Here is a 24,235-nt window from a genome sequence, read left to right as displayed (position 1 = left end):
CTCTGAACCGCGACAAACCCCGCAGGTCACATATTCTGAGTCGTATGCCTGTGGCTGGATGTCATGGGCGATCAATCCATGCTGGACGGAGGTTTAGAAAAATGACTTACAACTGGGACCTTATCGAGCGTTTGTTGCACGAAGTGCAGAACGACGGCGCCAAATCGACAGCCACTGAATTTGAGACGCTGCTTAATCGCGGTTACATCGAACCTCGTCCTGGCGAGGAGGGCGGTGATGGCTCGAGCTACATGCTGACAAAGCGCGGCGCAAGCCTGCTTTCTTTGATCGACAGCAGCATTCCGGGAAATGATCACCCTCGTCAGGTGCTGAATGAGCAGGCAGGCGACCCGCTTGACCCCGCGCTCTTCGACACCATCGCCAAAAAGCCGCAGATCGCCTGAAACCGCTGACACTGCACATGCCGATTCTGAGGACGCAGAGCGTCCAGAACGGCATACCCACGCGGAGCATGGGTACGATAGTCATAGTTGTGCTGAAATGACCATCGTTCCTCACGCTCCAGCGTGGGAATGCATTGGGTGACGCTCTGCGTCACGATCCTGCGCCGCGCACTCAAGGCAGAACGCAGAGCGTCCGGAACGGCATGCCCACTTCAGAGCATGGGCACGATAGTCATGGTGATAGGGCTAGCGGACTACTTCTGCGACTTCAGGCAATCCAGATCGGTGAAGTCCTTGCGCATATCGGCGATGCGGCTCAGCAGTTTGGCGCGCTGTTCCGGGGTGCTCAGGGCGGTGATGTCGACGATCAGCGATATCGCGGCCTTCTCGGTCTGGTCGTAGGCCTTGCGGTATTCAGGGGTCCAGAACGTCTCGCGGTCCTGCAGCAGCGCGGCGATGCGTTGCGGGAAGTCACTGGCCTGACGCTGCTGGACCGTGGCCAGGAACAGGTTCTGCCAGCGCGTACGGTTTTCAATCCACGCCTTGTTCTGCTCGCCCAGTGATGCAGACCATACCTGAATGCGATCCTTCTGCGCCTGATTAAGCTTGCCGACCCACGGTGTCACGCGTTTCTCCATCCGGTCGGCACGCTCTGCAATCTGGCGCTCCAGTGGCTGGTCGAGGTACTTGTTTTCGCGCTTGCGCTGGTCCTTGGCGAACGACTCCTGCATCTCCTGCACTTGCTTGTCGTCAAAGCGCGACAGCAACTCCACGGCAGACGGGGTGATTTCCTTCGAGATCTTGGCTATCGCCTCTTTGGCTTCGCTGGTACGGGCTTGCAGCCCTTCGTAAGTCACCTGGTCGGTTTTGACCATATCCTCAAGCTTGTCCAGCCAGGTCAGATACTCCGGCAACTGGGTACTGCAATGCCAGCTCAAGTGTTGCTTGAGTCGCACATCCAGCCAGCTTTTCTGTTCCGAATTCATGTCCAGGTAGTCGCTGAGCGTCCACGGGATGATGACGTCGAGATTGCGATACGCCAGTCCAACCTGATTGCATCCTGCAAGCAGCGCAACGGTCATCAACAGGGTGATGAGGGCTTTGAATAAAGACTGCATGACAACTCCTTGGCGTACTGACGTGCAGTAGAGGAGTGTAGCGTCTGGCAGTTCAACCGGTTTGAGCCTTTAAAAGAACGAGCGCACCGCTTTGAGCGTAAACGTCCCTTCACAGCGCGCGTTGTGGCCGCTGTAGACACTGCAATCGCCGCCGCTCAGGCTTGAGCCGCTGTAGATGAGGTTCATGTCAATGCCCAGCCAGGGGCGTGACAGGTTAAGCGACCAGTCGTTGAAACCGTTGATCAACCCGCCGTCGGCGGAAGACTGCGGGGTATCAAACTGATGATTGGCGTATTGCATGCGCACGCCCACACCCAGTTGCTCGATAGCCCCCAGGTCGACAAATACCGTGCTGTCGCGTGTGCCAACATCGTTACTGAATGCTGCGCCGATGCGGCTGTTTCGCATGCGCAGTCCGGCGTAGAACTCGTGACTGTCGATCTGGCTGGTATCGGGGTAGCTGTAACGAATCATCCCCAGTTCATAGCCCAAGGTATTATCGAAGGGTTTCTTGAAGCCCATGTAGGAGTCAAGTTCCATCCCTGAATCGGAAGCAAAACCCATGTTCGGTGCCCATTGGCCGAAGTAGAAGCCGCTCTCGTGGGTCAGGTCCAGTCCGCCATGAAAAGAGCCCGAGCCGCCGCTGGGCGTCACAAGGCCTTGCGCCATGCTGCGCGTGGGCGTAGTTGCCAGTTTCAGGTCGAAGTCGCCCAAATCCCGCTCCAGAACCTGAGCAGAGACGGACTGACAGACAAGCATGGCGCTGAAAGACAGCACATGTAAGCGATGGCTGAGCATGGCTCACTCCTTGATCTGCGAGGAGTGTGGTCAGGGATGGCGTATCAAAAATGGCTCAGGAGCCGACACAAGCCGCGAGCTAGAGCCTCGCAAGGATACCGTTGAAATGGACCGCGGGCGCACCGTTCGTCGATCCGTTGTGTGTCAGTTAGCCGCAGTGGTGCGCGCCGAGGGGATGACCAGGCCGCGAATCACTACCAGCGCCTGTTGAAATGACGGGTAGCCGCTCTTGGCAACGTCCAGTTGGGAGTACTCGGCCTGGTAACGTTCAGCAAGCTTCGGGTCGCTGACGCTCAGCTGTTGCGAGAGTAGGGCGATGGCCAGTGGATGCTTGTGCTTTGCCGCAGTCTGCAGCAGTTCGACAATCTGTTTTTGATCGGCCTGCTGGCGGATCAACAGTACGGCCTGGTAGAACTCGGCTTCGCCCGATGCGTCGTCGAGTGCGGCACGGCGCAGCATGGCTTCGGCCAGCTCGTAGTTTTCGCGGTCGTCTTCGCTGATCAGCAACTTGGCCTGGAGCATGTCGTTCTGATAAAGCAGATGCCCCGCCCGGCATGGGCTGTCGGTGAGCTGACTGTCATTGGGACCGTTTTCGCAGTGGTGCGATGCGCAGCCGCCAAGGTAGACAAGTGCGCCGAAAAGCATCCAGTTCTTCATTCGAGCATTCCACAAAGGAGATAACGTCCAGAGCGTGATCCAGCTCGTGGTCATAGTGATATCAGAGGAGAGAGTAGCAGCGTGACCGGAAGAATATCCAGCGAAGGATCGTCAATCTAGCGCCTTGAGCGTCAAGGCGCATAGAGATCGACAGGCAGGGCGCGGTTTTACTTTTTACCGAGATTGATCTGCTTGGAAGGTGCGAAGGTCTGGCCACTCACGCCTTTGGCAATTTGCTGGATTTCACCGCCGGACTTCAGGAAAGCTGCAATCTGCGCGTTGATCGAATCGCTCGTTTCAACGGCTGGGGCGGGTTTGGCTTTCGAGTGGGATGCTTTGATACGCATGGCTGCCATTTACCTTCATAAACGTAATACGGCCAGCCAGAGTACAGGAAACGCTTGATTATTGCTTGGCAAATATGGCATTCGCCCGAGGTCGGCCGTTTGGCGGAGCTGCCTGGGCTCTGCGCGATTTAAATCTAACACTCTGTTTTAAAAGACAAGTTTATGACTGGTAGCCTTTGTGCTGCCCGAGCGCGTCAAGCCGTTTCGATCGGGGAAACTGACGAGTGGAAGCCATGTCGGCACCTTCTGCCACGCGGCGCGAACCCGGCGGTAAAGTCGGGTAGAATGCCGCCCACGTAATGAGGGTATCTGGAAATGGCTTTAATCGGGCGCTACAACAGCTTGCAAATCGTCAAGCACACGAACTTCGGTCTGTATCTGGACGGTGCGCAGGATGGTGAAATCCTTCTGCCCAATCGGTACATCCCCAAGGATATTCCTACTGAAGATGAAGACTGGCTCAATGTGTTCATCTATCTGGACAGCGAAGACAAGCTGATCGCCACCACTGAAAAACCCAAAGTGCAGGTCGGTGAGTTTGCCAGCCTCAAGGTGGTTGAAGTCAACAGCATCGGCGTGTTCCTCGACTGGGGCCTGCCCAAGGACCTGTTACTGCCGTACTCCGAAGAGAAGCGTACCTTGCAGGCCGGTGAATACTGCGTGGTTCACGTTTATCTCGACAAGCACACGCGGCGTATTACCGCCACCGCGCGTCTGGATCGTTATCTGGACAAAACCCCCGCCAATTACAGCGTTGGCCAGGAAGTTGACCTGCTGGTCGCCGAAGCGACCGATATGGGTTTCAAGGCGATTATCAACAACAAGCATTGGGGCTTGATTCACAAGAACGAAGTGTTCAAGTTCATGCGCGCCGGCAAGCAGGAAAAGGGCTACATCAAGGAAATCCGTGCCGACGGCAATATCAGCCTGAGCCTGCAGCCGGTGGGCGCAGAAGCAGCGAGCAGCCTGAATTCGAAAATTCTCTCAAAGCTGCGTGAGAACAACGGTACATTGCCAGTCAGCGACAAAAGCGATCCGCAGGTCATCAGCGGCCTGTTCGGGGTCAGCAAAGGTAACTTCAAGAAAGCTATCGGTGCGTTGTACAAACAGGGGCAGATCGTGATTCACGCTGACCGTATCGACCTTGTCTGATATATCGCCCGGGCCCGGAATTTCATCAAGGACGTCCCATGAAAAGAATACTCACGGCTTACCTCGGCACGTTACTGGCGTTTCTGATCCTCGACGGGTTGTGGCTGGGCGTCCTCATGGGGCCGACCTACCGTGAATGGCTCGGACCGCTGATGCTTGCCACGCCCGTGGCTGGGCCTGCAATAGCGTTCTATCTGCTCTACGGGGCAGGCGTCGTGGTTTTCGGCGTAATGCCCGCGGTCAGAGAGCAGCGACTGAGCCGTGCGACCTTGTTCAGCGGGCTGCTGGGGCTGGTTGCCTACGGTACTTATGACCTGACCAACTGGGCCACCTTGCAGGGCTGGCCTGCGCAACTGGCGCTGATAGACCTTGCGTGGGGCACGGTGGTGTCGGCATTGGCCGGGACGGCGGGGTATCTGGCGGTGCGTCGGTTTACGTGAAGCGGCAGGCCGGGATGAGGTTGCCGATTGGCAACTTTCATCCCGAGCCGTGCGGGAACGTGGCGACTGCTGGTGCAGCTATTTTTGCAAGAAGGCGGCAAAACCCAGGTTGCTGCCCTTGGGGCGCATGTCCTTGAGGAATGAATCCTTGTCGGCGCTCAGCTCCAGGCTGACGGTCGGCTTGCGTTTGTCCGCATTGCGCACTTCAAGGCCTTCCATGTGATCGCGCATGAACACCGTGGTCACTTTCAGGTGCAGCAACTGGTCGGTTTCAGGTGTGTGCAGCAGCAAGTGCAGCCATTCGTACTGACCCACTTGCAGGCGCGGCACAGGCAGGTCGAACCACCAGATGTTTCTTTTTGGGTCCAGCACGGCGAAGTGCGTGTTATTGTCGCCGAGCACCGCGCCGCCCAAGTCCTGGTTTCTGCGTGCAATGGCCAGCTTTTTATCGAGTTTCATAACGTTCCTGTGCATCGGTTTGTTCAGCGTGTCGGCCATGCCGGACAACAGTGGCGCGCATTCTCGCACAAACTTCGATGCAAACTCGCCGTCGGCGGCGCTAAAAACGCGCCATTGCAAATGGCAGATGAGTGGCATCAGCCGGCCAGAAAATAGTTGAAACTCTTCGCGACAGCCGCAGGTCAACCATTTTGTCGAGTACGACATCCGATTCCAGCGCGGTCTTCAGACCCAGGAGATTCACGATGAGCAGCACCAGCGATAAAGCCAAAGGTATGGCCAACGAAGCCGTTGGTAACGTCAAGCAGGCTGTTGGCAAGGCTACCGACAACACCAAACTGCGGGCTGAAGGCAAGGCGCAAGAGCTGAAAGGCGAAGGCCAGCAAGCCAAAGGTAAAGCCAAGGACGCGATCAAGAAGGGCGTGGACAAGGCTTGAGTCGAGTGGTCCCGGGGCTTTCATTCCGGGGTCAGGCAAGACCGATAACGGCCATCCGCGGATGGCCGTTATGCTTTCTGCTCTGCGGGACTGAAACCTTTCACGACCTGTCCAGTCAATGTGCCATCGGTATTCGCATCTCTGCGCCACATACGGGACACTGCATGCATGAAGTACCGGTTTTCAGGATGTGAGGTTTTCCAGTAAGGGAGCGAGAGGAAGCGCCATGATTTTCCCCCATTTGCGTAAATTGAAACTCAGCAAGGTGCTGGTGAGAACCGTCAACGAGTTTCTCGACGACGAGATGTCCACCTACGCCTCGGCACTGGCTTACCAGATGCTGTTCTCTCTGTTTCCGTTTCTGCTGTTTCTGATCGCATTGATCGGCTTTCTGCACCTGCCGGACTTTTTTTCCTGGTTGCGGCTGCAATCGGAATTCCTCTTGCCGCCCCAGGCGCTCGAGCAGGTCAACCCGGTCATCGACCAGTTGCAACAGTCCAAGGGTGGCCTGCTGTCCATCGGTATCGTGATCGCGCTGTGGACTGCTTCAGCAGGTGTGCGCCTGATGATGAGTGCCATGAACGCTGCCTACGACGTGGTCGAAGGGCGGCCTATCTGGAAGCGCCTCCCGCTGTCGATCCTGTATACCGTAGGCATTGCCGGCATGTTGCTCGCGGCCGCAGCTTTCATGGTGCTGGGGCCGCAAGTGATGAACTGGATTGCAGCCCAGATCGGCATGGAAGACTTCATCGTGACGCTGTGGACCATCCTGCGCTGGCCGGCGATCATCATTCTGCTGATGGTTGCGGTGGCGCTGATCTATTACGTGATGCCTGACGTCAAACAGGAGTTTCGCTTTATTACCCCAGGCTCGGTGCTGGCGGTGGTGGTATGGATCGTTGCTTCACTGGCGTTTGGTTTTTACGTCAAGACCTTTGCCGATTACAACGCGATGTACGGCAGTATCGGCGCGATCATTGTCCTGTTGCTGTACTTCTATATTTCGGCTGCCGTGCTGTTGCTGGGGGCTGAAATGAATGCGGTGATCGAGCATATGTCCGCCGAAGGCAAGGACGCAGGCGAGAAGGAAGCCGGTGACGGGCTGGGCGAGGAAAGCAGCGAAACAGGCAAACAGCACGTTTCCGGCCTGGGCCGCGATCACTCGGTTCCACTGCAGAAGGCTGACGAAACCTGATCGCGTTCTGTGGCAAGATTGCTTTTTAGGCAAGGAACACGCAGCCATGATCCGTAGCATCCTGAAAATGGGCGATGAGCGCCTGTTGCGCATCGCCCCTCCGGTGCCCGCAGACATGTTCGGCAGCAGCGAACTCAACACGCTGATTGCCGATATGTTCGAGACCATGCACAGCGTGGGCGGTGTGGGCCTTGCCGCACCGCAGATCGGCATTGATCTGCAACTGGTCATTTTCGGTTTCGAGCGCAGTGAGCGCTATCCCCAGGCCGAGGCGGTCCCGCAGACGATCCTGCTTAACCCACTGATTACCCCATTGAGCCCGAGCCTGGAAGAGGGTTGGGAAGGGTGCCTGTCGGTGCCCGGGTTACGGGGTATGGTGAGTCGTTACCAGAGCATTCGCTATGAAGGTTTTGACCCTGAAGGCCAGCCTGTCGAGCGTGTTGCCCACGGGTTTCATGCACGGGTCGTGCAGCATGAATGCGACCACCTGATTGGCCGTCTCTACCCGTCGCGCATTACCGATTTCAGCAAGTTCGGCTTCATGGACGTAATGTTCCCGGACATGGACCCCAATGCCGATGAGTGATCTTCCGGCGGCTCTGCAAAACCGTCAGGCTTCCCGACAGAGCGCAATCAGCGGTTTGCTGCGGCTGTAGCGCATGAATTTCTCGCCGAGGGTGTGTGGCAGACGTTGTGCTGTCTCAAACCCGGCGAGCTGGTAAAAACCCAGCAAATCCGGATGGCAGAACAGCCATACCGGCCCGGCCAGCGGTTGCAACGCGGCATCGATCAAGCTTCGCGCCACTGTCTTCCCGCGCATGGGGGGCGCTACGAACAGCCCGGTCAGCCAATGTCCCTCAGCGACGGGCGTCAGGCACAAGGCACCGATGATTTCTGCCTGCTTCGCCACCCACGCCTGCCCTTTGCTGGCCGCACGCATCGATGACTGGTGCTCGCGGTAAAACTTGCCCAACAGCGGGCGGCACGCATCGGGTAACGGGTAAAAGCGGATTTCAGACATCGCGGACAGGCTCGGTACGTGGGCTGCGCATCATACAGAGGCTAAAGCCGTCACAACTAATCGCCAAGGGCTGCTGTCGATAGTTTCAGACCCGTTTTTTTTTCGCGCCATTTGAGGTGAGCATGAAATCGATAACACGACTGTTGGGCTGTTCACTTCTGGCGCTGGGGCTGCTTGGGCAGACAGCAGGGGCGGCTGAAAAAAACGCGCCTATCCAGTTCGGTGCGCTCACTTGGGAAAGTGGCAGCCTGATCACCGAGGTGCTGCGTACCCTTGTCGAGAAAGGCTATGGCTACCGTACTGATACCTTGCCCGGCAGCACCGTCAGCCTGGAAACCGCGCTGGCGAAAAACGACATTCAGGTGATCGCTGAAGAGTGGACCGGACGCAGCCCGGTGTGGGTCAAGGCTGAAGCTGACGGCAAGGTGCTCGGCCTGGGCAACATCGTCAAAGGCGCGACCGAAGGCTGGTGGGTGCCTGAGTACGTGATCAAGGGCGATGCCGCCAAAGGTATCAAACCTGTAGCGCCCGATCTGAAGTCTGTCGCTGACCTGGCGCGCTACAAGGACGTTTTCAAAGACCCTGAATCGCCCGACAAGGGTCGTTTTCTGAACAGCCCGAGCGGTTGGACTTCGGAGATCGTCAACACCCAGAAGCTCAAGGCTTATGGCTTGACAGACAGCTTCGTCAACTTTCGCACCGGCTCGGGCGCGGCGCTGGACGCCGAAGTCGCATCGGCCATCCGCCGTGGCAAACCAGTGCTGTTCTATTACTGGTCACCCACACCCCTGCTGGGCAAGTACAAGCTGATCAAACTGGAAGAGCCCGCTTTCGATGCCGAAGCCTGGAAAACCCTGACCGACGCGAGTAATCCCAACCCGCGTGGCACCTCTTCGCTGGCGGCGACGCTGTCTATTGGTGTGTCGGCAGAATTCAGCAAACAATACCCAGAGTTGGTGAGTGTCTTCAAAAACGTCGATTTTCCAATTGATCTGCTCAACCGGACATTGGGTGAAATGAGTGACAAACATGAGGACCCCGGCGTCGCCGCCAGGTTCCTCAAGCAGCACCCTGAGGTCTGGAAAGCCTGGTTACCAGCCGATGTTGCCGCCAAAGTCAGTCACAGTCTGTGACTGTTGCGCTGCAAGGATCATGGAAGGGGCATAGCTGATAACGTCATCAATGGCCGGTATACGACGTGTCGGGTGGTAAAGCCCTGCCGAGCTGTTAAGTTCAAGACTCAGTCAATTCATGCTCAGGAGGAGCCATGGCTGATTACATCCAGGGCTCGCGAGGTGCGTGGCAGACCTGTCTGGCACTCATGGCCTGCCTGTGCCTGGACGCGATGCACCCGGTCAATGCTGAAGAAGCGGATGACATGGCGCTGGCGTTGGTGGAACAGCGAAATCTGGGCGAAGGTCTGGCGTGGCTGGGTTATCAGGTCGCCTCGCGCACAGCGACGTTTGCCGGTATCGTGCAAGCAATTGGCAAGACCGAAGCTCAGGAACTGGTGCAAAAAGAGTTGCAGCGCCTGCAACCTGAGTATCAATCGCAATGGGACCGCAATCTGGCAGCGGCCTATGCCCATTCATTTACGGCCGAGGAATTGCGTTCGCTCAATCAGGGCGAGGACTCGCCTTCCCTGGTGAGCAGATTCAGAGCCAGAAACACCCAGGTCAGTGCCGACATGAAAGCCCGGTCCTCGGAGCTGCTGGGACAATTCGTAAGTCGTGCGCTGGGCAACGCTCAGGCAGCACTGCAACGCTGACATCCATTCGATGATATGAGGCAAAACCATGGACGCATTCATGCAGGCTGCAATCGATGAGGCACAACTAGGGCTGAGGGAAGGTGGAATCCCCATCGGCTCGGTCATTGTTCACGAGGGCAAGATCATTGGTCGGGGGCATAACCGCCGTGTGCAAGAGGGCAGTGCAACCAAGCACGGCGAAATGGATGCCCTCGAAAACGCCGGTCGCCAACCGGCCCGCGTGTACCGTGACGCGGTGCTCTATACCACGCTGTCTCCTTGTGCGATGTGCAGCGGGGCGATCCTGCTCTACGGCATTCGCAAGGTGATCGTCGGCGAGAACCAGTCGTTCATGGGCGAGGAAGAATTGCTACGCTCGCGTGGCGTGCAGATCGAGGTGCTTGATAACCAGGAGTGCAAGCACATGATGCAGGGCTTCATCGCCAGCAAGCCTGAGTTGTGGAACGAAGATATCGGCGAGTAAGGGGGGTGAAACCTCCAGGTCATGAGTCCGAGAACGGGCTCGGACCAGCGCAATTGCCACACAATTGCCACAATAGTCATCGCGATACTTGCCTGCCGTGCCAATGCTCTGCGTTGGCATGCCTTTGGTGAGATTCTGCGTCACACATCCTCAGCCTGGCGAGGCAGCGTGCATAACCGACGCTCAGGCCTCAATGGCCCGACCCTGATCATCGATCAATAATCTTCTTCCGCTCCGGACTTAAAGTGCTGTTTGTGCCACTAGTGTGCCTTTAACGGTGATAATCTCCTCTCATCATCATTACGGTATACACAACAGGCCGGTTGCCTGGTTATTTTCGGAGCCCGATATGTCGGTCCAACAGCGCAATAACGTCAATATCGTGGGCGACGGACCGGCCACTCTGATTTTTGCTCATGGATTCGGCTGTGATCAGCACATGTGGCGCTTCATGGCTCCGCACTTCGCCGAACGCTTCAAGGTTATTCTGTTCGACCTGGTAGGCAGCGGAGATTCCGACGTGTCGGCCTGGTACCCGCACAAATATGCGTCACTCAAGGGCTATGCAAGCGACTTACTGGAACTGGTCGACGAGTTCGCCGGAGACGGGCCGATTGTGCATGTCGGGCACTCGGTAAGTTGCATGATTGCGGTGCTTGCTGAACTTCAGTCACCCGGCCGGTTCGACGGCCATATCATGGTGGGTCCATCGCCTCATTACCTCAACGACGGTGATTACGTCGGCGGCTTCACTCGCGCTGATATCGACTCGTTGCTTGAGACGCTGGAAAGCAATTACCTGGGCTGGTCCAGCACCATGGCGCCGACACTCATGGGCGCCTCTGACCGGCCTGAACTGGGTGAAGAGCTTGCCAGCAGCTTCCGTCGTACCAATGCCGAGATTGCCAGGCAGTTTGCCCGCGTAACCTTTCTTTCCGACCATCGTGCCGATGTCGCGAAACTCAAAAGCAAGACGCTGATCATGCAAAGCAGTGACGATCTGGTGGTGCCGGTGCAGGTTGGCGAGTACCTGCACCGTGTCATTGCCGACAGCACCTTGCACATGATCGACAACGTGGGGCATTACCCGCACATGAGCGCGCCGCAGGAATGCATAACCGCCATGAATCAGTTTCTGGCGTCTTACGAGAGCGCTGCACATGACGGTTGAACAGGTGAGTCTGCCAGTCACAGAAGACCTGTACGAACATGCGGCCTGCGGTCTGTTGGTTACCTTGCCCAATGGCACCATTGAGCGTGCCAATCTGACGTTCTGCCGCTGGCTGGGCCTTGAGCGTGAAACTGTTCTGGGTCGCCGCTTTCAAGACCTGCTGAGTCTGGCAGGCAAAGTCTTCCTGCAAACCCACTGGGCGCCGCTGTTACAGACCCAGGGGTCGATTGCCGAGGTCAAGGTTGAATTGATCCATGCCGATGGCCGCGCCATTCCCATGATGCTCAATGCCGTACGCCGCGAGCATCCGACCGGGGTTTTGCATGAAGTGGCGGTGTTCATGGCCGAGGAGCGCAACAAGTACGAACGTGAACTGCTTGCTGCGCGCAAGATCGCCGAAGAGCTGTTGCAGCAACAGATGACTGTTCAGACAGAACTTACCTCGGCACGCAATCGCCTGCGTCTGGCTCACGCCGAGGCTGAAATACGGGCCATTTTTGCCGAGCAGATGATTGGCATCGTCAGCCACGACCTGCGTAACCCGCTGGCGGCAATCAAGATGGCGGCCGGGCTGCTGGAGCGCACGCAACTCGAGTCGCGACAAGAACGAATCCTCGGGCACATCCACCACTCCACTGATCGGGCCGACCGCATGATTGTGGATCTGCTGGATTTTACTCATGCCCGCGTCGGCAGCGGTATTGCCGTGGTCCCTCATGCTATCGATCTGCACGCGGTTGTTGCTCGAGGCGTCGAAGAGCTGCGCCAGGTTTTCCCGCACAGGGTGCTGACGCATCGCAGCGAAGGACAGGGTGCGTGCTTGGCGGATCCGGATCGTCTCCTGCAAATGCTCGGCAATCTGGTGAGCAACGCCATCAACTATGGCACGGACGGCAGCGAGGTTTTGATCACGTCGTCCTTCGATACCTGGCTGATCAAGCTGTCGGTGCACAACGTCGGCGAACCGATACCGATGGAGAAGGTGGACGACCTGTACGAACCCGTCGTACGGGTGGTCAGTGACAGTGACGAAACCCGCACAGTCGGGCTTGGCCTGTTCATTGTTCGTGAGATCGTTCGAGCCCATCTGGGTGAGGTGACGGTTCGCTCGTCGGTTGAGGAGGGTACAACGTTCACCGTGGCCTTCCCGCGCCCTCCTGCATGAGTGAACGTGCGGCCAGGTTTTTTTCGGTCACCGTGGCGTATTCACGGGTGCACAATGATCGTTACAGACCTAAACTAAACGCTGCGCTATTACCTCAAGGCTGATACAGGTTCTCCATGCGGCAATCCATTTCAAATGATGTAGCCAAGATAAGCCGGATCAGCGCGGTTCCGGCCATCCTGCAAGTCATCACCGAATCAACCGGCCTGGGCTTTGCCGCCGTGGCGCGTGTCACCGAAAGTACCTGGATGGCCTGCGCGGTTCTGGACAAGCTGGATTTTGGTTTGAAACCCGGCGGCGAGCTGGAACTCAGCAGCACAATCTGCCACGAGATTAGCAGCTCCGAGAAGGCTGTGGTGATTGATCATGTCGCTGAGGATCCGCTGTTTTGTGAGCACCATACGCCGCGGTTATACAACTTCCAGAGTTACATATCGGTGCCGATCTTCCTCTCCAATGGCACCTTTTTCGGCACTATCTGTGCGCTGGACCCCAAACCCGCCAAGCTGACGGGTACCCCCATCGAGTCGATGATGGCGTCTTTTGCGCGTCTTCTGGCACTGCAGATCGAGGCCGAGGAAAACCTGCAGCAAGTGCGTGAAGACCTTCTGGCCGAGCGTGAGGTGGCAGAGCTGCGCGAGCAGTTCATCGCCGTTCTGGGGCACGACCTGCGCAACCCTTTGTTTGCCATCAATGCCAGTGCCGAATTGCTGCTGCGTCGGCCACTGGATGAAAAGGCCCTGCAAGTCGTGCAACACATCCTGACGTCTGGCAAACGCGCCTCGCAACTGGTCGACGACGTGCTCGACTTTGCCCGTGGCCGCATGGGGCATGGTATTCCGCTGAGCATGCACGATGCACACGGGCTGGATGAAACGCTTGAGCATGTTGTGTCAGAGATACGCCGCGTTCACCCGTCCCGGCTGATCAAGTCGGATATAAAGATGCTGGAGCGTATTCGCTGCGACCACGAGCGGATCGCACAATTGCTGTCCAATCTGGTGTCCAACGCGATCAGTCACGGCGATCCCCAAAGCCCGGTCGAGGTGACAGCGGGCGTGCGCGGTGATCTGTTTCTACTCAGCGTTACCAATCAGGGCGAGCCCATACCCGAGTCCGTTCGTTCGCAGTTGTTCCTCCCTTACTCACGGCCAATCACCGACGCGCCGCAAGCCGGGCTAGGCCTGGGGCTCTATATCGCCAGCGAGATAGCCCTGGCGCATGGCGGTACGCTTGAAGTGTGCTCGACACAAGAGCAGGGCACTGTCTTCACGTTCAGGATGCCTTTGAAGTCGGCGTAGATACGCCCGCAAACCACGATGTGTGACCTGTGCGTGGCGCTTCCTTGCTCTGCGCCAGGGCCAAGCCTGCGTGGCGTCGCGCATGGCTGAAGGTATGCGCTTTGACCATCCTTGTTACAAACTCTCACACCGCTATGCTTGCTCATCGACACTGTCCGGTCGAACCTGAGGCCTGGGCTGCCGTCAAAGGCCTGAGTCTTCACGGTTACCCCGCAGTTTCACCTTTGCCAAGAGGTAGTGATGAACAGTTTTTTGCGCAATCTTGTAGGGGGCGTGCTGGTTGCGTCATGTGGCATCGGTGCTGTTCAGGCGCAGATACTGCCAAACAGCACACTCAACAACGGCGCCAGCAGCAACCCCTATAACAGCCCGATCAAGCGCTCCAACCCCAACAGCCGTCAGGGCACCGAGTCAATCACGCCCCGCGCGCCCGGCTCCAATATTGCGCCGCCTGTGCGCAGGCCTACGCTGGAGAACGGCGGTATCGGCAACGGCTACCCCACGCGCCAGAATGCTCCGCGTCCCTCTACGCCGACAACCGACCCCAGCCGCGCCAACTGAATCTTCAACCAAGCGAGCCCGTTTCACCGCGGGACGTCGACTCAATGCATAAGGAAACGCTCATGCTTAGAAAAACCCTGATCGCCACTTGGTGTGCTGCTGCCATTCTGAGCCTGCCGCTGACGGCAAGCGCCGCCCCGGAAACCTACAAAAGCGAACAAGGCACCGTCACGGTCACCCCGGTTGCCGAAGGTCTGGATCACCCGTGGGCACTGGCATTTCTGCCTGACAAGCAGGGCATTCTGGTGACGGAGCGCTCCGGCAACCTGCGTATCGTGTCGGCGGACGGCAAATTATCCGAGCCGCTTTCCGGTGTGCCGCAAGTCTGGGCAAGAAAACAGGGTGGGCTGCTCGACGTCGTGCTTTCCCCGGACTTCGCCAAGGACCGCATGGTCTACCTGACCTACTCCGAAGGCAGTGGCAAAACCGCTGCCGAGGGAGATACTGCGGGTACTGCGGCAGGGCGTGGTCGTCTGTCCAAAGACATGACCCGTCTGGAAGACTTCGAGGTTATCTTCCGTCAGCAACCAAAACTCTCGGTGGGCAACCACTTCGGCGCGTGGATGGTATTCGATCGCGACGGTTATCTGTTTATCGCGCTGGGCGAGAACAACGATCGTCCCACTGCGCAAGACCTGGACAAGCTGCAAGGCAAGATCGTACGTATCTACCCGGATGGCAGCGTGCCGAAAGACAACCCTTTTGTCGGGCAGAAAAACGTCCGGCCCGAGATCTGGTCCTACGGCCATCGCAACCAGCAGGGCGCAGCGCTCAACCCGTGGACCGGTACGTTGTGGACCAACGAGCATGGGCCCAAGGGCGGCGATGAATTGAACATCATCGAGCGTGGCCAGAATTACGGCTGGCCGATTGCGACCCACGGTATCAATTATTCGGGCGAGCCGATTCCGGAAGCCAAAGGCAAGTTTGTCGAAGGCACAAAAGTACCGTTTCAGGTCTGGGAAGTGTCACCGGGCATCAGCGGTATGGCGTTCTATGACCACAGCCTGTTCAAGGCGTGGGATCACAATCTGTTCATCGGCGCGCTGGCCACTGAGGAATTGATCAGGCTGCAATTTGATGGCGACAAGATCGTTCATGAAGAACGGCTGTTGAAAGGCATGAAACAGCGGATACGCGATGTGCGTCAGGGGCCGGACGGTTACTTGTATTTGTTGACGGATGAAGACGAGGGTAAGTTGCTGAAAGTCGGGTTGGCTCAGTAATAGCTTGTTAAACCTTTGAAAAAGAAAACTCCCACAATGTAGTGGGAGTTTTCTTATGGTTTCTCGGTGCGATAACTGTTAGGGCAGTCGGATCAATTATCCTTTGCGTCACGTACCACTTCGCCCGTCTTGGCATCGACGTCGTAGTTCCATTCCACACCCTTAGCGTCTTTCAGTTCGATTTTATAGACCAGGCGGCCGTCGCGTTCTTTTTCCAGCTCGGTATCGTGGACCGTGAAGCCTGTGTGCTTGGCAACGGCCTGCTTGTTGAACTGTTCAAAGTCACCCAATGCCTGAGACTTGTAAAGGCGGATCACTTCATCGGGACCAACGTCGGCCTGGGCGGCACCTCCAACAGCAGTGAGGGCAACAGCGGCGAAGACGGCAGGCATAAGTTTCATAGGGTATTCCTTTCTGATTGATCTGTTTCAATGGATTCGTGACACGCTGATTGGTTCAGCGGTTTTGTTGAATTCAGATTAGCCACACTTACTTAATTCACGCTTAATTATTCCGGTGCGCAACGTTTTTTGCGGTGGCTTCTTTCCCCAGGTACGTAAGTAGAGTTTTTCCGCGTCATTCGTTTATCGGCAGACCGTCACGTAAAGGTTGAAAAAAACCGGCAGTGAACGTAAAAGGTTGGCCCCCTGCCGGAAGGTGCATCGCGTCTGTCCAGGCACCTGTCCTTGCGGAGTCTGATCGATGAGTACGCCCTACCGACCTGCCATGCGTCATGCCTGGCGATTGTTACCGTTGGGCATGGCTGTTGCCTCGCCGCTAATGGCTGCGGATCCGCTCACTCTGGACGCGGTCAACGTGACCGGGTTCAGCGAACAGGAAGGTGCCAGCGACTATAAAGCTGGTCGGGCGTCGATTTACGGGTTTGATCAGGCTTCGCTGCTGGACACGCCTGCCTCGGTTTCAGTGTTCAGCGAAGCGCTGATCAAGGACCGTCAGGCAAAACTGCTGAGTGACGTGCTGCGCAACGATGCCTCGGTCGGCGACGGCTATGCGCCGGTAGGCTATTACGAAAACTTTGTGGTGCGCGGCTTCTCGTTGAACGCGGCCAACAGTTATCGCATCAACGGCCGCAGCATTGCCGGCGAGCAGAACGTGGCGCTGGAGAACAAGCAGCAGGTCGAGTTGCTCAAGGGGCTGTCCGGCTTGCAGAGCGGCGTTTCAGAGCCCGGTGGGGTCATCAACTACCAGACCAAGCGCGCGCAGGATGTCCGGTCGGTCACGGTCTCTACCAACGAACACGGCGAGCGCTACCTCGCGACCGATGTCGGCGGCTGGTTCGGCAGCGAACAGCAGTTCGGGCTGCGCGCCAACCTGGCCCATGAAGACATTCGCTCGTACGTCGAGCACGCCGATGGCCAGCGTGATTTCGCCTCGCTGGCCTTCGACTGGAACATCAGCGAGCGCGCCTTGCTGCAACTCGACATCGAGTATCAGAGCAAAGAGCAGCGCTCGGTGGCCGGTTATCAATTGCTCGGCGGCACGGTGCTGCCTCACGACGCCTCGCCACGCAAGCTGCTGGGCTATCAAAACTGGTCCAACCCGGTGGGCATAGACTCGCTGAACATGAACGGGCGTTTCGAATACCGGTTCAACGACAGCTGGAAGGGCAGCCTGAGTGCGTCGCGCAGTCGCGTGGTCATTGATGACTACAGCGCCTTTGCGTGGGGCTGTTACGGCTCGGCCAGCTGCGCAGCCGAAGCGGTACCCAACCACTTCAGCGCCGAGGGTGGCTACGACATTTACGACTTCCGCAGCCCGGACGACACGCGCCGTAACGACGAGGTCGAAGCGGCAATGTCCGGTACGTTCAATACCGGATCACTGGGGCACGAGCTGACCTTCGGCACCAGCGCCTACCGCCGCACCGTGGACACGCGCGGGACCTTCAATGAATTCGTCGGCTCGGGCACGATCAACGAGTCGCCTGAATCGATGGCACCGTCGCCTTTGACACTGCCACATACCGAGCGCCGTCTGGACAGCCGCCAGTACGGGCTGTTTATCACCGACCGGATCAGTTTCAACGAGCACTGGCAGACCGTGCTGGGCGGGCGACAAGTGCGGCTCGACGAGCAGGCGTTTACCGAAGACGGCAGCGACGCAAGACACACCGAGCGTTACGTGTTCCTGCCGCAGGCGGCATTGATCTACAAACCGGTGGACAACGTTTCGCTCTACACCAGCTATAGCAAAGGCCTCTCGCTGGGCGGGACAGCTGCCTGGTTTACTACCAACGCCAGTGAAATTCTTGCGCCCACCGTGTCTCGACAACTGGAAGCGGGTATCAAGTATGACTGGCAGCGTATGAGCCTGACGGCCGCAGTGTTTCAAGCCCGTCAGTCTTACCAGTATTCCAGGCCTAACGATGACGGCACGTTTACCTATGTGCAGCAAGGCGAGCAGAAAAACACCGGGCTTGAACTGGGCGCGAGTGGCTGGGTGACCGACCGCCTGCAGATATCCGCCAGTGTGGCGGCCATCCGGGCGCGAGTCGAGGGCAGCGGCACCGACGCCTACGACGATCACCAGGCCCTCAATGTGCCCAAATACCGTGGCACCCTGCAAGCTGACTATAGCCTGCCGGTGACCGGGCTCGCCTTACTCGGCGGGATGCAGTACAGCGCCAGCAAGTACGCTGACCGTGAAGGCTCCGTGCAGGTCAATGACTACACACTGTTCAATATCGGCAGCCGTTACAGCACCCGAATCAGCGGCTACGACACGGTCCTGCGCCTGACCGTCGACAACCTCTTCGACAAACGCTACTGGCGTGATGCCGGGGAGTATCTGGGTGACGACTACCTATTCATGGGCGCACCCAGAACGGCGAGATTGTCGGCCACTGTCAACTTTTAGTGGACGGGCTCTACTGCACGGAGCGTTGGCACGATCGTCGGAATTCTCGTTCCACATGCTCCAGCGTGGGAGTGCAGTTCACGACGCTCTGCGTCGTCAAGAGGACGCGGAGCGTCCAGAAACGGCATGCGACGCGGAGCGCCGCACGATAGTTGAAGTGATCGTTCCTCACGCTCCAGCGTGGGAGTGCAGTTCTCGAGGCTCTGCGTCGTCAAGAGGACGCGGAGCGTCCAGAAACGGCATGCGACGCGGAGCGCCGCACGATAGTTGAAGTGATCGTTCCTCACGCTCCAGCGTGGGAATGCAGTTCACGACGCTCTGCGTCGTCAAGAGGACGCGGAGCGTCCGGCACGGCATGCGACAGCGTCGCACGATAGTTGCGATCCTCGTTCCCGCTATAGGCCTCAGCTCCGTATCAGTGCGCCCGCAAGCTTTGCTATTCTTCGCGCCCTGTGAGCGCCAGGCGCTTTTTTCAGCCATGTTTCGGGGGCTTCATGACGGCCATCGTTCAATCCACTCCGCAACCTTTCACCAAAGGCGACTACAAGACCCTGAGTCTTGCGGCGCTGGGTGGGGCGCTGGAAATCTACGATTTCATCATTTTCGTATTCTTTGCACTGACCCTCAGCCAGCTGTTTTTCCCGCCCGACATGCCCGAGTGGCTGCGTCTGCTGCAAAGCTTCGGGATCTTCGTGACCGGCTATCTCGCACGCCCGCTGGGCGGCATTCTCATAGCGCATTTTGCCGACCGGCTGGGACGCAAGCGGGTGTTCAGCCTGAGCATTCTGATGATGGCCCTGCCTTGTCTGCTGATCGGCATCATGCCCACCTACGCACAGATCGGTTACTGGGCGCCGCTGGTGCTGCTGGCGTTACGCATTCTGCAAGGCGCAGCGGTCGGCGGCGAGGTACCCAGTGCCTGGGTCTTTGTGGCAGAGCACGCACCCCAAGGGCATCGCGGCTACGCACTCGGGGTTTTGCAAGCCGGTCTGACGTTTGGATACCTGCTCGGTGCGCTGACCGCAACATGGCTGGCAAGGGTCTTCAGCCCGGGTGAGATCCTTGACTGGGCGTGGCGCATTCCGTTTCTGCTGAGCGGTGTTTTCGGTGTAGTGGGCGTCTGGCTGCGTCGCTGGCTGAACGAAACGCCAGTGTTCATCGCCATGCACGCCCAGCGTGAAAACCTGCCTGCACTGCCGCTTGGCCAGGTCCTGCGCGATCATCGCCAATCCTTGCTGCCTGCCGCGCTGTTGACGTTTGTGCTGACGTCCGCGGTGGTCGTGCTGGTGGTGATTACCCCGACGGTCATGCAGCAGCGCTTCGGGATCAGCGCCAGCAATACCTTCGCCCTGAGCGCAGTGGGCATCGTCTTCCTCAATATCGGCTGCGTGCTGGCAGGCATGCTGGTTGACCGCATCGGTGCGTGGCGCGGGGTCATCATCTACAGCCTGCTGCTGCCGCTGGGTATAGGCGTGCTTTACGCCAGCCTCATCCAGCAATGGATGCCGCTGGGTATCGCCTACGCCATTGCAGGGCTGGCCTGCGGGGTTGTCGGCGTGGTGCCTTCGGTGATGGTCGGACTGTTCCCTGCGAACATTCGTGTGTCAGGCATCTCGTTCACTTACAACATTGCCTACGCTTTTTGGGCGAGTACCACGCCATTGCTGCTCATCGCGCTGATGCCCTGGAATATCTGGGTTTGCGTGCTTTACAGCCTGGTCATGGGGATTGTGGGTCTGACGACCGCAGCGGTATTCGGCCTGCGCCGGGGTGTAGTGGTAGATGACCTTGCAACCGGCAGAAGCGGATAGCGCCAAGCCTGTTCCTGCTGGCGCGCCTCTTTCTCGCACGCAGCCGCTCATCTCTGTGGGCGGCTTTCGCAAATGAAACATATCAAGAAAGTTCCTCAAGTCAGGCGCTGTCAATTGTAACAAGTGATTGTAATTCTGTTTGCTCAAGTCTATCTTGCGCCCTTCTATATTATTTTTATTTATTGAGCTGGTGTGCTCTTGCCTGCCACGACTCCAACGTGGCTCGGCTGGCGGGTTATTTATGATTTCATTAAATTGATAGTCGTAATTTTTCTGTATTTTCTGTAGGAGATTTCTTCAGTCGTTTATTAATTAACGATTATTCTTACAGGTCTTTGTTTTTGGCAAGGTTTTGGTTTTTATTCGGGTTTAATGAAAAACAATACTAAATAAAATGATTTCTGTGCCGATTTACTTTTTAGGTCATGGAAGACGAGTGTAAGAAACATCCTACAAATTTGCCCTAGGGCAAAATGATGGCAAGGGGAAGTAGTATGGAGGTGACAATGAGAGAGCAAGAGGTTCTTGGCCTGCTGTTGCAGGGCTGTACGAACAAGGAAATCGCCAGGCAGCTCCGTATCAGTGACTACACGGTTCGCGATCACGTGTCTTCGCTACTAAGAAAGAGCCGTGTAAAGACCCGTGTCGAGCTCATGGCGCGTTGTGTTTCTATCTTGCTTCCGGGAAAAAGTAACCGACCCCCTACATCTGTCGGATTGCGTAACGAGTCAGCACATACATAATGTGTCTTGTCACAGAATATATCTTGTCAGGGCGATCAGCGTTATCGGGATAGTGCCTCAAGGTCAATAATCTCAATGTTGCACTACGGTTGCTTTTCGGTGTTCGGCTATCTGGCTGCCCGGAACAGGGGATTTCTGAAGTTCGTCCTTACGGCAAACCGTAAAGAATAAAAAGGAGCAATCATGACTGTTTGTTTTGTTCGGGGCCGGTCTGAGTTCGATCAGTCATTGCGGCTGGATCCGCATCGGCCCGGTTTGAATCTCACAACAGACTTCCATCGCCTGGCAACCCGTCAGTCGGCACTTTCGGTGACGCAACTTGCCGAGCAACAGAAAAAACTGTCCGGCCCCGTTGGCCTGTTTGCCAAACTCTGCCGACAGGTTCGCTCGCATGGACGCCAGGCCCCGTTGATCGAAGAGGTCGAGCGGCTTGAGGGGCGCAAGCGCAAGTGGCTGGCCGAGCAGGCTGTACAGTTCATCCTGGGCTTGCACGGCCGCCGGCCAGCGGTCGATAACCCGTTCAAAGGCCTGTTACGCGAAGACCTGTGCTGCATCGTGTTCGATGACGCATCGCTGCACACGCTGGTCGAGCGCTACACTGCCGGTGAAGCACTGCGGCATCAGGACAGCGAGTACTTCGTCAAACTGATTGCCACCACACGGAACACGGTCGAGCGACGAATCGTCTTCCACGGCCTGCTCGAACACTTCGACCGATTATTGCCGATCGAAAAGAGCATCTACCCGCTCAATTACCGCGCCGTCCAGCTTGCTCATCTGGAGCAGGAAGAAACCCTCTACGGCAAGTTGATCATGGAGCAACCCATTAGCGCACTGCTTGAAGTACATACCCCTGCATGGCTGTTGGAAAATCTTTCCTCTTTTGAGTTTTCGATTGATTGAGAACCCGCTCTGGATGTCCACGGGCTAAGGCTTTTTCTGAAAAGTATTTGATATGGATATATAAAGCTGTTCGGGGTTTACGATTTTTTCAGTAACGGTTTTAAATTTTTTCGAGCTTTTTGAAGGCGTAGCATTAAATACCGCATGTTTTTATCAGTGGCTTATACAATAAAAGAGTAGTAAGAAGAATCGCAAATGCCGCGTGTTTTTAATGATAAATCATTGGGAAAAGTGTTATGAAGAAATTAGTACCTCTGTTGCTGTTGTTTTTGTCTTAGGCCAGTCAAGCTGCAGATTACTCGGTGACAACTACAAGAACACCTACGACTATAAACGGACCTGGGCATAATGCATTCTCCAGGCACCAGTTGAGATTGTCCGATTACCCTCGCGGGGCGGCCAATAACTCCCGATTGCAGAAAATCTCATGGACGGCGACATCATTTCCGGACAGTAAAGGTGAGCGCGCCAATCTTTGCTTTCGAACCACGGGTGTACACGATATCGATTGTGTAACTATTATTCCTGGCGCTCCAGGTAGTACTGAGCTCTTCAATAATCTCGGTTTTAGCTACGCGTCGGATGTGATCATTCGGCACAACGCTGAAAGTGGACCTTGGCAAAGTAAGCCGTTGGGGGCGGAAACAGTCACCTTTCATTTAACGTATTGATTGTCGACCCCTGACGATAAACGTCAGGGGTTCTATAGGCCAGGAGTCCACATTATGCGGGTAATTAGCTCTGGAATAGAAGCGCTGGTAACAGCAAGGCAACTTGATGAAAAAATAGCCTCTAAAAAAATACCCGTTCTTGCTAGGGAAGGTCTGAAGTAGCCGGATGTTTTCCGGCTACCGAGTCCTCAGCACTTTTCAAAAAACGATGCATGTCGAAATTTGCTCAATTATCTTCGCTTTTTAGCTCTTTCGGCCGCTGCAAAGCCTTTTGCGGTAACCATTTCCTGCATTACACGCGCACCTCTCCTGCGCTCGCCAACAAATGTCGACGGGCCATCCACAGGTTTGACAGGGCGAACAACGTCACCATCTGCGCGGTGTTCTTGGCCAAGCCCCGAAAGCGCACTTTTTCATAGCCAAACTGGCGTTTGATGACCCGAAACGGATGCTCGACCTTGGCGCGAACCTGGGCCTTGGCCTTCTCGATTTTGCGGATCGCCTTGTACAAAATACTGCGTTTTCCGTGCTTTTTGTAAGTGCTGCGGCGGGCGGCAATCTGCCAAATGACCTTGCGCCCGGCGTGTTCTTCGCGCTTCTCGACCCCGGTGTAACCTGCGTCGGCGCAGACTACGTTTTCCTCGCCGTGCAGCAGTTTGGCAACCTGCGTGACGTCTGCCACATTGGCCGCTGTTACTACCACGCTGTGCACCAGGCCTGACTCGTCGTCGGCGCCGATGTGAGCCTTGGCGCCGAAATAGTACTGGTTACCTTTCTTGGTTTGATGCATCTCAGGATCGCGTTTGCCATCCTTGTTCTTGGTCGAACTGGGCGCGTGAATCAGCGTGGCATCGACGATGGTGCCTTGACGCAACGACAAGCCACGGTCGCCCAGATAACCATTAATTACGCCGAGAATCCCGGTCGCCAACTCGTGCTTTTCCAGCAGACGACGGAAGTTGAGAATGGTGGTTTCGTCTGGAATTCGCTCCAGGCTCAGGCCTGAAAACTGACGCAGGATGGTCGTCTCATACAGCGCTTCTTCCATCGCCGGATCGCTGTAGCCGAACCAGTTCTGCATCAGATGAACACGCAGCATCGCCATCAGTGGGTAGGCGGGCCGGCCACCTTCTCCTTTTGGATAATAGGGCTCAATCAGGGCAATCAAACCTTTCCAGGGCACCACCTGATCCATCTCGATCAGGAACAATTCCTTACGGGTCTGCTTGCGCTTGCCGGCATACTCGGCGTCGGCGAAGGTCATCTGTTTCATCATCGAAAAGCTCGGCGACTGGTGTCCGGAGATTTTGCCAAATTAGGAAGTCTTTTTCAGAGTTTCCTTAGAACTCTGTCAAAGGAAAAGTACGCCCCTGGCGAGGGTGACATTCGGGAAACCGGCATCCCCGCTCAAAAAACCACAAAACCCAAGGAAATCACCCTGGAAAGCCTGCGAGAAGACATGCGCAACTCGTTCATGAAGGCGATGGGCATCAAGAACTTCTCATCCCTGTTTGACGTCCTGTTCAAGAACCGGCGTTGACCGG

26 protein-coding genes and 1 pseudogene are annotated in these 24,235 nt (G+C 56.7%); 19 read left to right on the top strand and 8 right to left on the bottom strand.

From position 1 onward, the window contains the following. Positions 1–101 precede the first annotated feature (101 nt). A complete protein-coding gene (locus tag LJU29_RS20095) occupies positions 102–404 on the top strand; it encodes a hypothetical protein (RefSeq protein WP_005734009.1) in 303 nt (100 codons plus the stop codon). Between the two features lie 254 nt (positions 405–658). Here the strand turns inward: LJU29_RS20095 and LJU29_RS20090 are convergent, their stop codons facing one another. The 4 genes from LJU29_RS20090 to LJU29_RS20075 all read right to left on the bottom strand — a co-directional run bounded on the left by LJU29_RS20090 (position 659) and on the right by LJU29_RS20075 (position 3,333). Beyond that, a complete protein-coding gene (locus LJU29_RS20090; RefSeq protein WP_122323032.1) occupies positions 659–1,522 on the bottom strand; it encodes a DUF6279 family lipoprotein in 864 nt (287 codons plus the stop codon). Between the two features lie 69 nt (positions 1,523–1,591). Beyond that, a complete protein-coding gene (locus tag LJU29_RS20085; protein WP_005734007.1) occupies positions 1,592–2,320 on the bottom strand; it encodes a TorF family putative porin in 729 nt (242 codons plus the stop codon). A 144-nt stretch (positions 2,321–2,464) separates the two neighbouring features. Continuing rightward, entirely contained in the window at positions 2,465–2,977 is a 513-nt protein-coding gene (locus tag LJU29_RS20080) for a hypothetical protein (RefSeq protein WP_054995258.1), read from the bottom strand. A gap of 167 nt (positions 2,978–3,144) precedes the next feature. Continuing rightward, positions 3,145–3,333: a PFL_1563 family small protein gene (locus LJU29_RS20075; protein WP_002554403.1), complete on the bottom strand. Its 189-nt coding sequence runs from the start codon at positions 3,331–3,333 to the stop codon at positions 3,145–3,147. Positions 3,334–3,639: 306 nt separating this feature from the next. On the opposite strand from LJU29_RS20075, the gene LJU29_RS20070 reads away from it, so the two are divergent. Together LJU29_RS20070 and LJU29_RS20065 are read left to right on the top strand one after the other, a co-directional pair. Then, complete coding sequence (locus LJU29_RS20070; protein WP_230016658.1) at positions 3,640–4,476, top strand: CvfB family protein; 837 nt, start codon at positions 3,640–3,642, stop codon at positions 4,474–4,476. 38 nt (positions 4,477–4,514) lie between these two features. Further along, on the top strand, positions 4,515–4,916 hold the full coding sequence (locus LJU29_RS20065; RefSeq protein WP_002554401.1) for a DUF2177 family protein: 402 nt from the start codon (positions 4,515–4,517) through the stop codon (positions 4,914–4,916). A gap of 78 nt (positions 4,917–4,994) precedes the next feature. Here LJU29_RS20065 and LJU29_RS20060 read toward each other — a convergent pair whose 3' ends face one another. After that, on the bottom strand, positions 4,995–5,375 hold the full coding sequence (locus tag LJU29_RS20060; RefSeq protein WP_257111114.1) for a hypothetical protein: 381 nt from the start codon (positions 5,373–5,375) through the stop codon (positions 4,995–4,997). A 245-nt stretch (positions 5,376–5,620) separates the two neighbouring features. On the opposite strand from LJU29_RS20060, the gene LJU29_RS20055 reads away from it, so the two are divergent. From LJU29_RS20055 to def, 3 genes are all read left to right on the top strand, one after another. Then, complete coding sequence (locus LJU29_RS20055) at positions 5,621–5,812, top strand: CsbD family protein (protein WP_002554399.1); 192 nt, start codon at positions 5,621–5,623, stop codon at positions 5,810–5,812. A 226-nt stretch (positions 5,813–6,038) separates the two neighbouring features. Then, the gene (locus tag LJU29_RS20050; protein ID WP_257111113.1) at positions 6,039–7,007 is read left to right on the top strand and encodes a YihY/virulence factor BrkB family protein; all 969 of its coding nucleotides are present in this window, start codon (positions 6,039–6,041) and stop codon (positions 7,005–7,007) included. Positions 7,008–7,053: 46 nt separating this feature from the next. Then, complete coding sequence (gene def, locus LJU29_RS20045) at positions 7,054–7,593, top strand: peptide deformylase (protein WP_057424196.1); 540 nt, start codon at positions 7,054–7,056, stop codon at positions 7,591–7,593. Between the two features lie 24 nt (positions 7,594–7,617). Here def and LJU29_RS20040 read toward each other — a convergent pair whose 3' ends face one another. Then, entirely contained in the window at positions 7,618–8,028 is a 411-nt protein-coding gene (locus LJU29_RS20040) for a GNAT family N-acetyltransferase (RefSeq protein ID WP_002554396.1), read from the bottom strand. Positions 8,029–8,150: 122 nt separating this feature from the next. On the opposite strand from LJU29_RS20040, the gene LJU29_RS20035 reads away from it, so the two are divergent. The 8 genes from LJU29_RS20035 (at position 8,151) to LJU29_RS20000 (ending at position 15,686) form a co-directional block, all read left to right on the top strand. Next, positions 8,151–9,161, top strand: a complete 1,011-nt coding sequence (locus LJU29_RS20035) for an ABC transporter substrate-binding protein (protein WP_257111112.1) — start codon at positions 8,151–8,153, stop codon at positions 9,159–9,161. Between the two features lie 134 nt (positions 9,162–9,295). Next, positions 9,296–9,796, top strand: a complete 501-nt coding sequence (locus LJU29_RS20030) for a hypothetical protein (protein WP_004657606.1) — start codon at positions 9,296–9,298, stop codon at positions 9,794–9,796. Between the two features lie 28 nt (positions 9,797–9,824). Continuing rightward, positions 9,825–10,262, top strand: a complete 438-nt coding sequence (locus LJU29_RS20025; protein ID WP_257111111.1) for a nucleoside deaminase — start codon at positions 9,825–9,827, stop codon at positions 10,260–10,262. Between the two features lie 349 nt (positions 10,263–10,611). Further along, the gene (locus tag LJU29_RS20020; protein WP_005746268.1) at positions 10,612–11,433 is read left to right on the top strand and encodes an alpha/beta fold hydrolase; all 822 of its coding nucleotides are present in this window, start codon (positions 10,612–10,614) and stop codon (positions 11,431–11,433) included. Continuing rightward, positions 11,423–12,598 carry a PAS domain-containing sensor histidine kinase gene (locus tag LJU29_RS20015; RefSeq protein ID WP_057454140.1) on the top strand — a complete coding sequence of 392 codons (1,176 nt, stop codon included), beginning with the start codon at positions 11,423–11,425 and terminating at the stop codon, positions 12,596–12,598. Before LJU29_RS20020 ends, LJU29_RS20015 begins: the two co-directional genes overlap by 11 nt. Before the next feature lie 116 nt (positions 12,599–12,714). Then, complete coding sequence (locus LJU29_RS20010; protein ID WP_057424198.1) at positions 12,715–13,899, top strand: GAF domain-containing sensor histidine kinase; 1,185 nt, start codon at positions 12,715–12,717, stop codon at positions 13,897–13,899. 240 nt (positions 13,900–14,139) lie between these two features. Continuing rightward, positions 14,140–14,460 carry a hypothetical protein gene (locus LJU29_RS20005; RefSeq protein WP_257111110.1) on the top strand — a complete coding sequence of 107 codons (321 nt, stop codon included), beginning with the start codon at positions 14,140–14,142 and terminating at the stop codon, positions 14,458–14,460. 62 nt (positions 14,461–14,522) lie between these two features. Next, entirely contained in the window at positions 14,523–15,686 is a 1,164-nt protein-coding gene (locus LJU29_RS20000) for a PQQ-dependent sugar dehydrogenase (RefSeq protein WP_257111109.1), read from the top strand. A gap of 92 nt (positions 15,687–15,778) precedes the next feature. Here LJU29_RS20000 and LJU29_RS19995 read toward each other — a convergent pair whose 3' ends face one another. Then, positions 15,779–16,087: a PepSY domain-containing protein gene (locus LJU29_RS19995; protein WP_257111108.1), complete on the bottom strand. Its 309-nt coding sequence runs from the start codon at positions 16,085–16,087 to the stop codon at positions 15,779–15,781. Between the two features lie 301 nt (positions 16,088–16,388). Between LJU29_RS19995 and LJU29_RS19990 the strand changes: the two genes are divergently transcribed. From LJU29_RS19990 to LJU29_RS19975, 4 genes are all read left to right on the top strand, one after another. Then, on the top strand, positions 16,389–18,563 hold the full coding sequence (locus LJU29_RS19990) for a TonB-dependent siderophore receptor (protein ID WP_257111107.1): 2,175 nt from the start codon (positions 16,389–16,391) through the stop codon (positions 18,561–18,563). Between the two features lie 494 nt (positions 18,564–19,057). Continuing rightward, entirely contained in the window at positions 19,058–20,374 is a 1,317-nt protein-coding gene (locus LJU29_RS19985; RefSeq protein ID WP_257111106.1) for an MFS transporter, read from the top strand. Between the two features lie 473 nt (positions 20,375–20,847). Beyond that, entirely contained in the window at positions 20,848–21,117 is a 270-nt protein-coding gene (locus tag LJU29_RS19980; RefSeq protein ID WP_004657623.1) for a helix-turn-helix domain-containing protein, read from the top strand. 183 nt (positions 21,118–21,300) lie between these two features. Continuing rightward, entirely contained in the window at positions 21,301–22,020 is a 720-nt protein-coding gene (locus tag LJU29_RS19975; protein ID WP_257111105.1) for a hypothetical protein, read from the top strand. Positions 22,021–22,983: 963 nt separating this feature from the next. Here LJU29_RS19975 and LJU29_RS19970 read toward each other — a convergent pair. Continuing rightward, positions 22,984–23,964, bottom strand: coding sequence for an IS5-like element ISPsy2 family transposase (locus LJU29_RS19970; RefSeq protein ID WP_054078085.1), 981 nt, complete (start codon positions 23,962–23,964; stop codon positions 22,984–22,986). Between the two features lie 30 nt (positions 23,965–23,994). On the opposite strand from LJU29_RS19970, the pseudogene LJU29_RS19965 reads away from it, so the two are divergent. Continuing rightward, positions 23,995–24,231, top strand: a pseudogene (locus tag LJU29_RS19965) (hypothetical protein); the annotation flags it as partial. Between the last annotated feature and the right edge of the window lie 4 nt (positions 24,232–24,235).

Origin of the sequence: Pseudomonas ficuserectae, assembly GCF_024584585.1 — a bacterium.
Lineage (GTDB): Bacteria > Pseudomonadota > Gammaproteobacteria > Pseudomonadales > Pseudomonadaceae > Aquipseudomonas > Aquipseudomonas amygdali.
This window is presented reverse-complemented; position numbering and strand designations above follow the sequence as displayed.

Coding starts and splice junctions, on each gene's coding strand:
- LJU29_RS20010 (WP_057424198.1), top strand. CDS start 12,715: ATGCGGCAATCCATTTCAAATGATGTAGCCAAGATAAGCCGGATCAGC.
- LJU29_RS20075 (WP_002554403.1), bottom strand. CDS start 3,333: ATGGCAGCCATGCGTATCAAAGCATCCCACTCGAAAGCCAAACCCGCC.
- LJU29_RS20020 (WP_005746268.1), top strand. CDS start 10,612: ATGTCGGTCCAACAGCGCAATAACGTCAATATCGTGGGCGACGGACCG.
- LJU29_RS20015 (WP_057454140.1), top strand. CDS start 11,423: ATGACGGTTGAACAGGTGAGTCTGCCAGTCACAGAAGACCTGTACGAA.
- LJU29_RS20080 (WP_054995258.1), bottom strand. CDS start 2,977: ATGAAGAACTGGATGCTTTTCGGCGCACTTGTCTACCTTGGCGGCTGC.
- LJU29_RS20035 (WP_257111112.1), top strand. CDS start 8,151: ATGAAATCGATAACACGACTGTTGGGCTGTTCACTTCTGGCGCTGGGG.
- LJU29_RS20070 (WP_230016658.1), top strand. CDS start 3,640: ATGGCTTTAATCGGGCGCTACAACAGCTTGCAAATCGTCAAGCACACG.
- LJU29_RS20050 (WP_257111113.1), top strand. CDS start 6,039: ATGATTTTCCCCCATTTGCGTAAATTGAAACTCAGCAAGGTGCTGGTG.
- LJU29_RS20005 (WP_257111110.1), top strand. CDS start 14,140: ATGAACAGTTTTTTGCGCAATCTTGTAGGGGGCGTGCTGGTTGCGTCA.
- def (WP_057424196.1), top strand. CDS start 7,054: ATGATCCGTAGCATCCTGAAAATGGGCGATGAGCGCCTGTTGCGCATC.
- LJU29_RS20040 (WP_002554396.1), bottom strand. CDS start 8,028: ATGTCTGAAATCCGCTTTTACCCGTTACCCGATGCGTGCCGCCCGCTG.
- LJU29_RS20060 (WP_257111114.1), bottom strand. CDS start 5,375: ATGAAACTCGATAAAAAGCTGGCCATTGCACGCAGAAACCAGGACTTG.
- LJU29_RS20090 (WP_122323032.1), bottom strand. CDS start 1,522: ATGCAGTCTTTATTCAAAGCCCTCATCACCCTGTTGATGACCGTTGCG.
- LJU29_RS20055 (WP_002554399.1), top strand. CDS start 5,621: ATGAGCAGCACCAGCGATAAAGCCAAAGGTATGGCCAACGAAGCCGTT.
- LJU29_RS19995 (WP_257111108.1), bottom strand. CDS start 16,087: ATGAAACTTATGCCTGCCGTCTTCGCCGCTGTTGCCCTCACTGCTGTT.
- LJU29_RS20095 (WP_005734009.1), top strand. CDS start 102: ATGACTTACAACTGGGACCTTATCGAGCGTTTGTTGCACGAAGTGCAG.
- LJU29_RS19990 (WP_257111107.1), top strand. CDS start 16,389: ATGAGTACGCCCTACCGACCTGCCATGCGTCATGCCTGGCGATTGTTA.
- LJU29_RS19970 (WP_054078085.1), bottom strand. CDS start 23,964: ATGAAACAGATGACCTTCGCCGACGCCGAGTATGCCGGCAAGCGCAAG.
- LJU29_RS20025 (WP_257111111.1), top strand. CDS start 9,825: ATGGACGCATTCATGCAGGCTGCAATCGATGAGGCACAACTAGGGCTG.
- LJU29_RS20000 (WP_257111109.1), top strand. CDS start 14,523: ATGCTTAGAAAAACCCTGATCGCCACTTGGTGTGCTGCTGCCATTCTG.
- LJU29_RS20030 (WP_004657606.1), top strand. CDS start 9,296: ATGGCTGATTACATCCAGGGCTCGCGAGGTGCGTGGCAGACCTGTCTG.
- LJU29_RS19980 (WP_004657623.1), top strand. CDS start 20,848: ATGATGGCAAGGGGAAGTAGTATGGAGGTGACAATGAGAGAGCAAGAG.
- LJU29_RS20085 (WP_005734007.1), bottom strand. CDS start 2,320: ATGCTCAGCCATCGCTTACATGTGCTGTCTTTCAGCGCCATGCTTGTC.
- LJU29_RS19975 (WP_257111105.1), top strand. CDS start 21,301: ATGACTGTTTGTTTTGTTCGGGGCCGGTCTGAGTTCGATCAGTCATTG.
- LJU29_RS20065 (WP_002554401.1), top strand. CDS start 4,515: ATGAAAAGAATACTCACGGCTTACCTCGGCACGTTACTGGCGTTTCTG.
- LJU29_RS19985 (WP_257111106.1), top strand. CDS start 19,058: ATGACGGCCATCGTTCAATCCACTCCGCAACCTTTCACCAAAGGCGAC.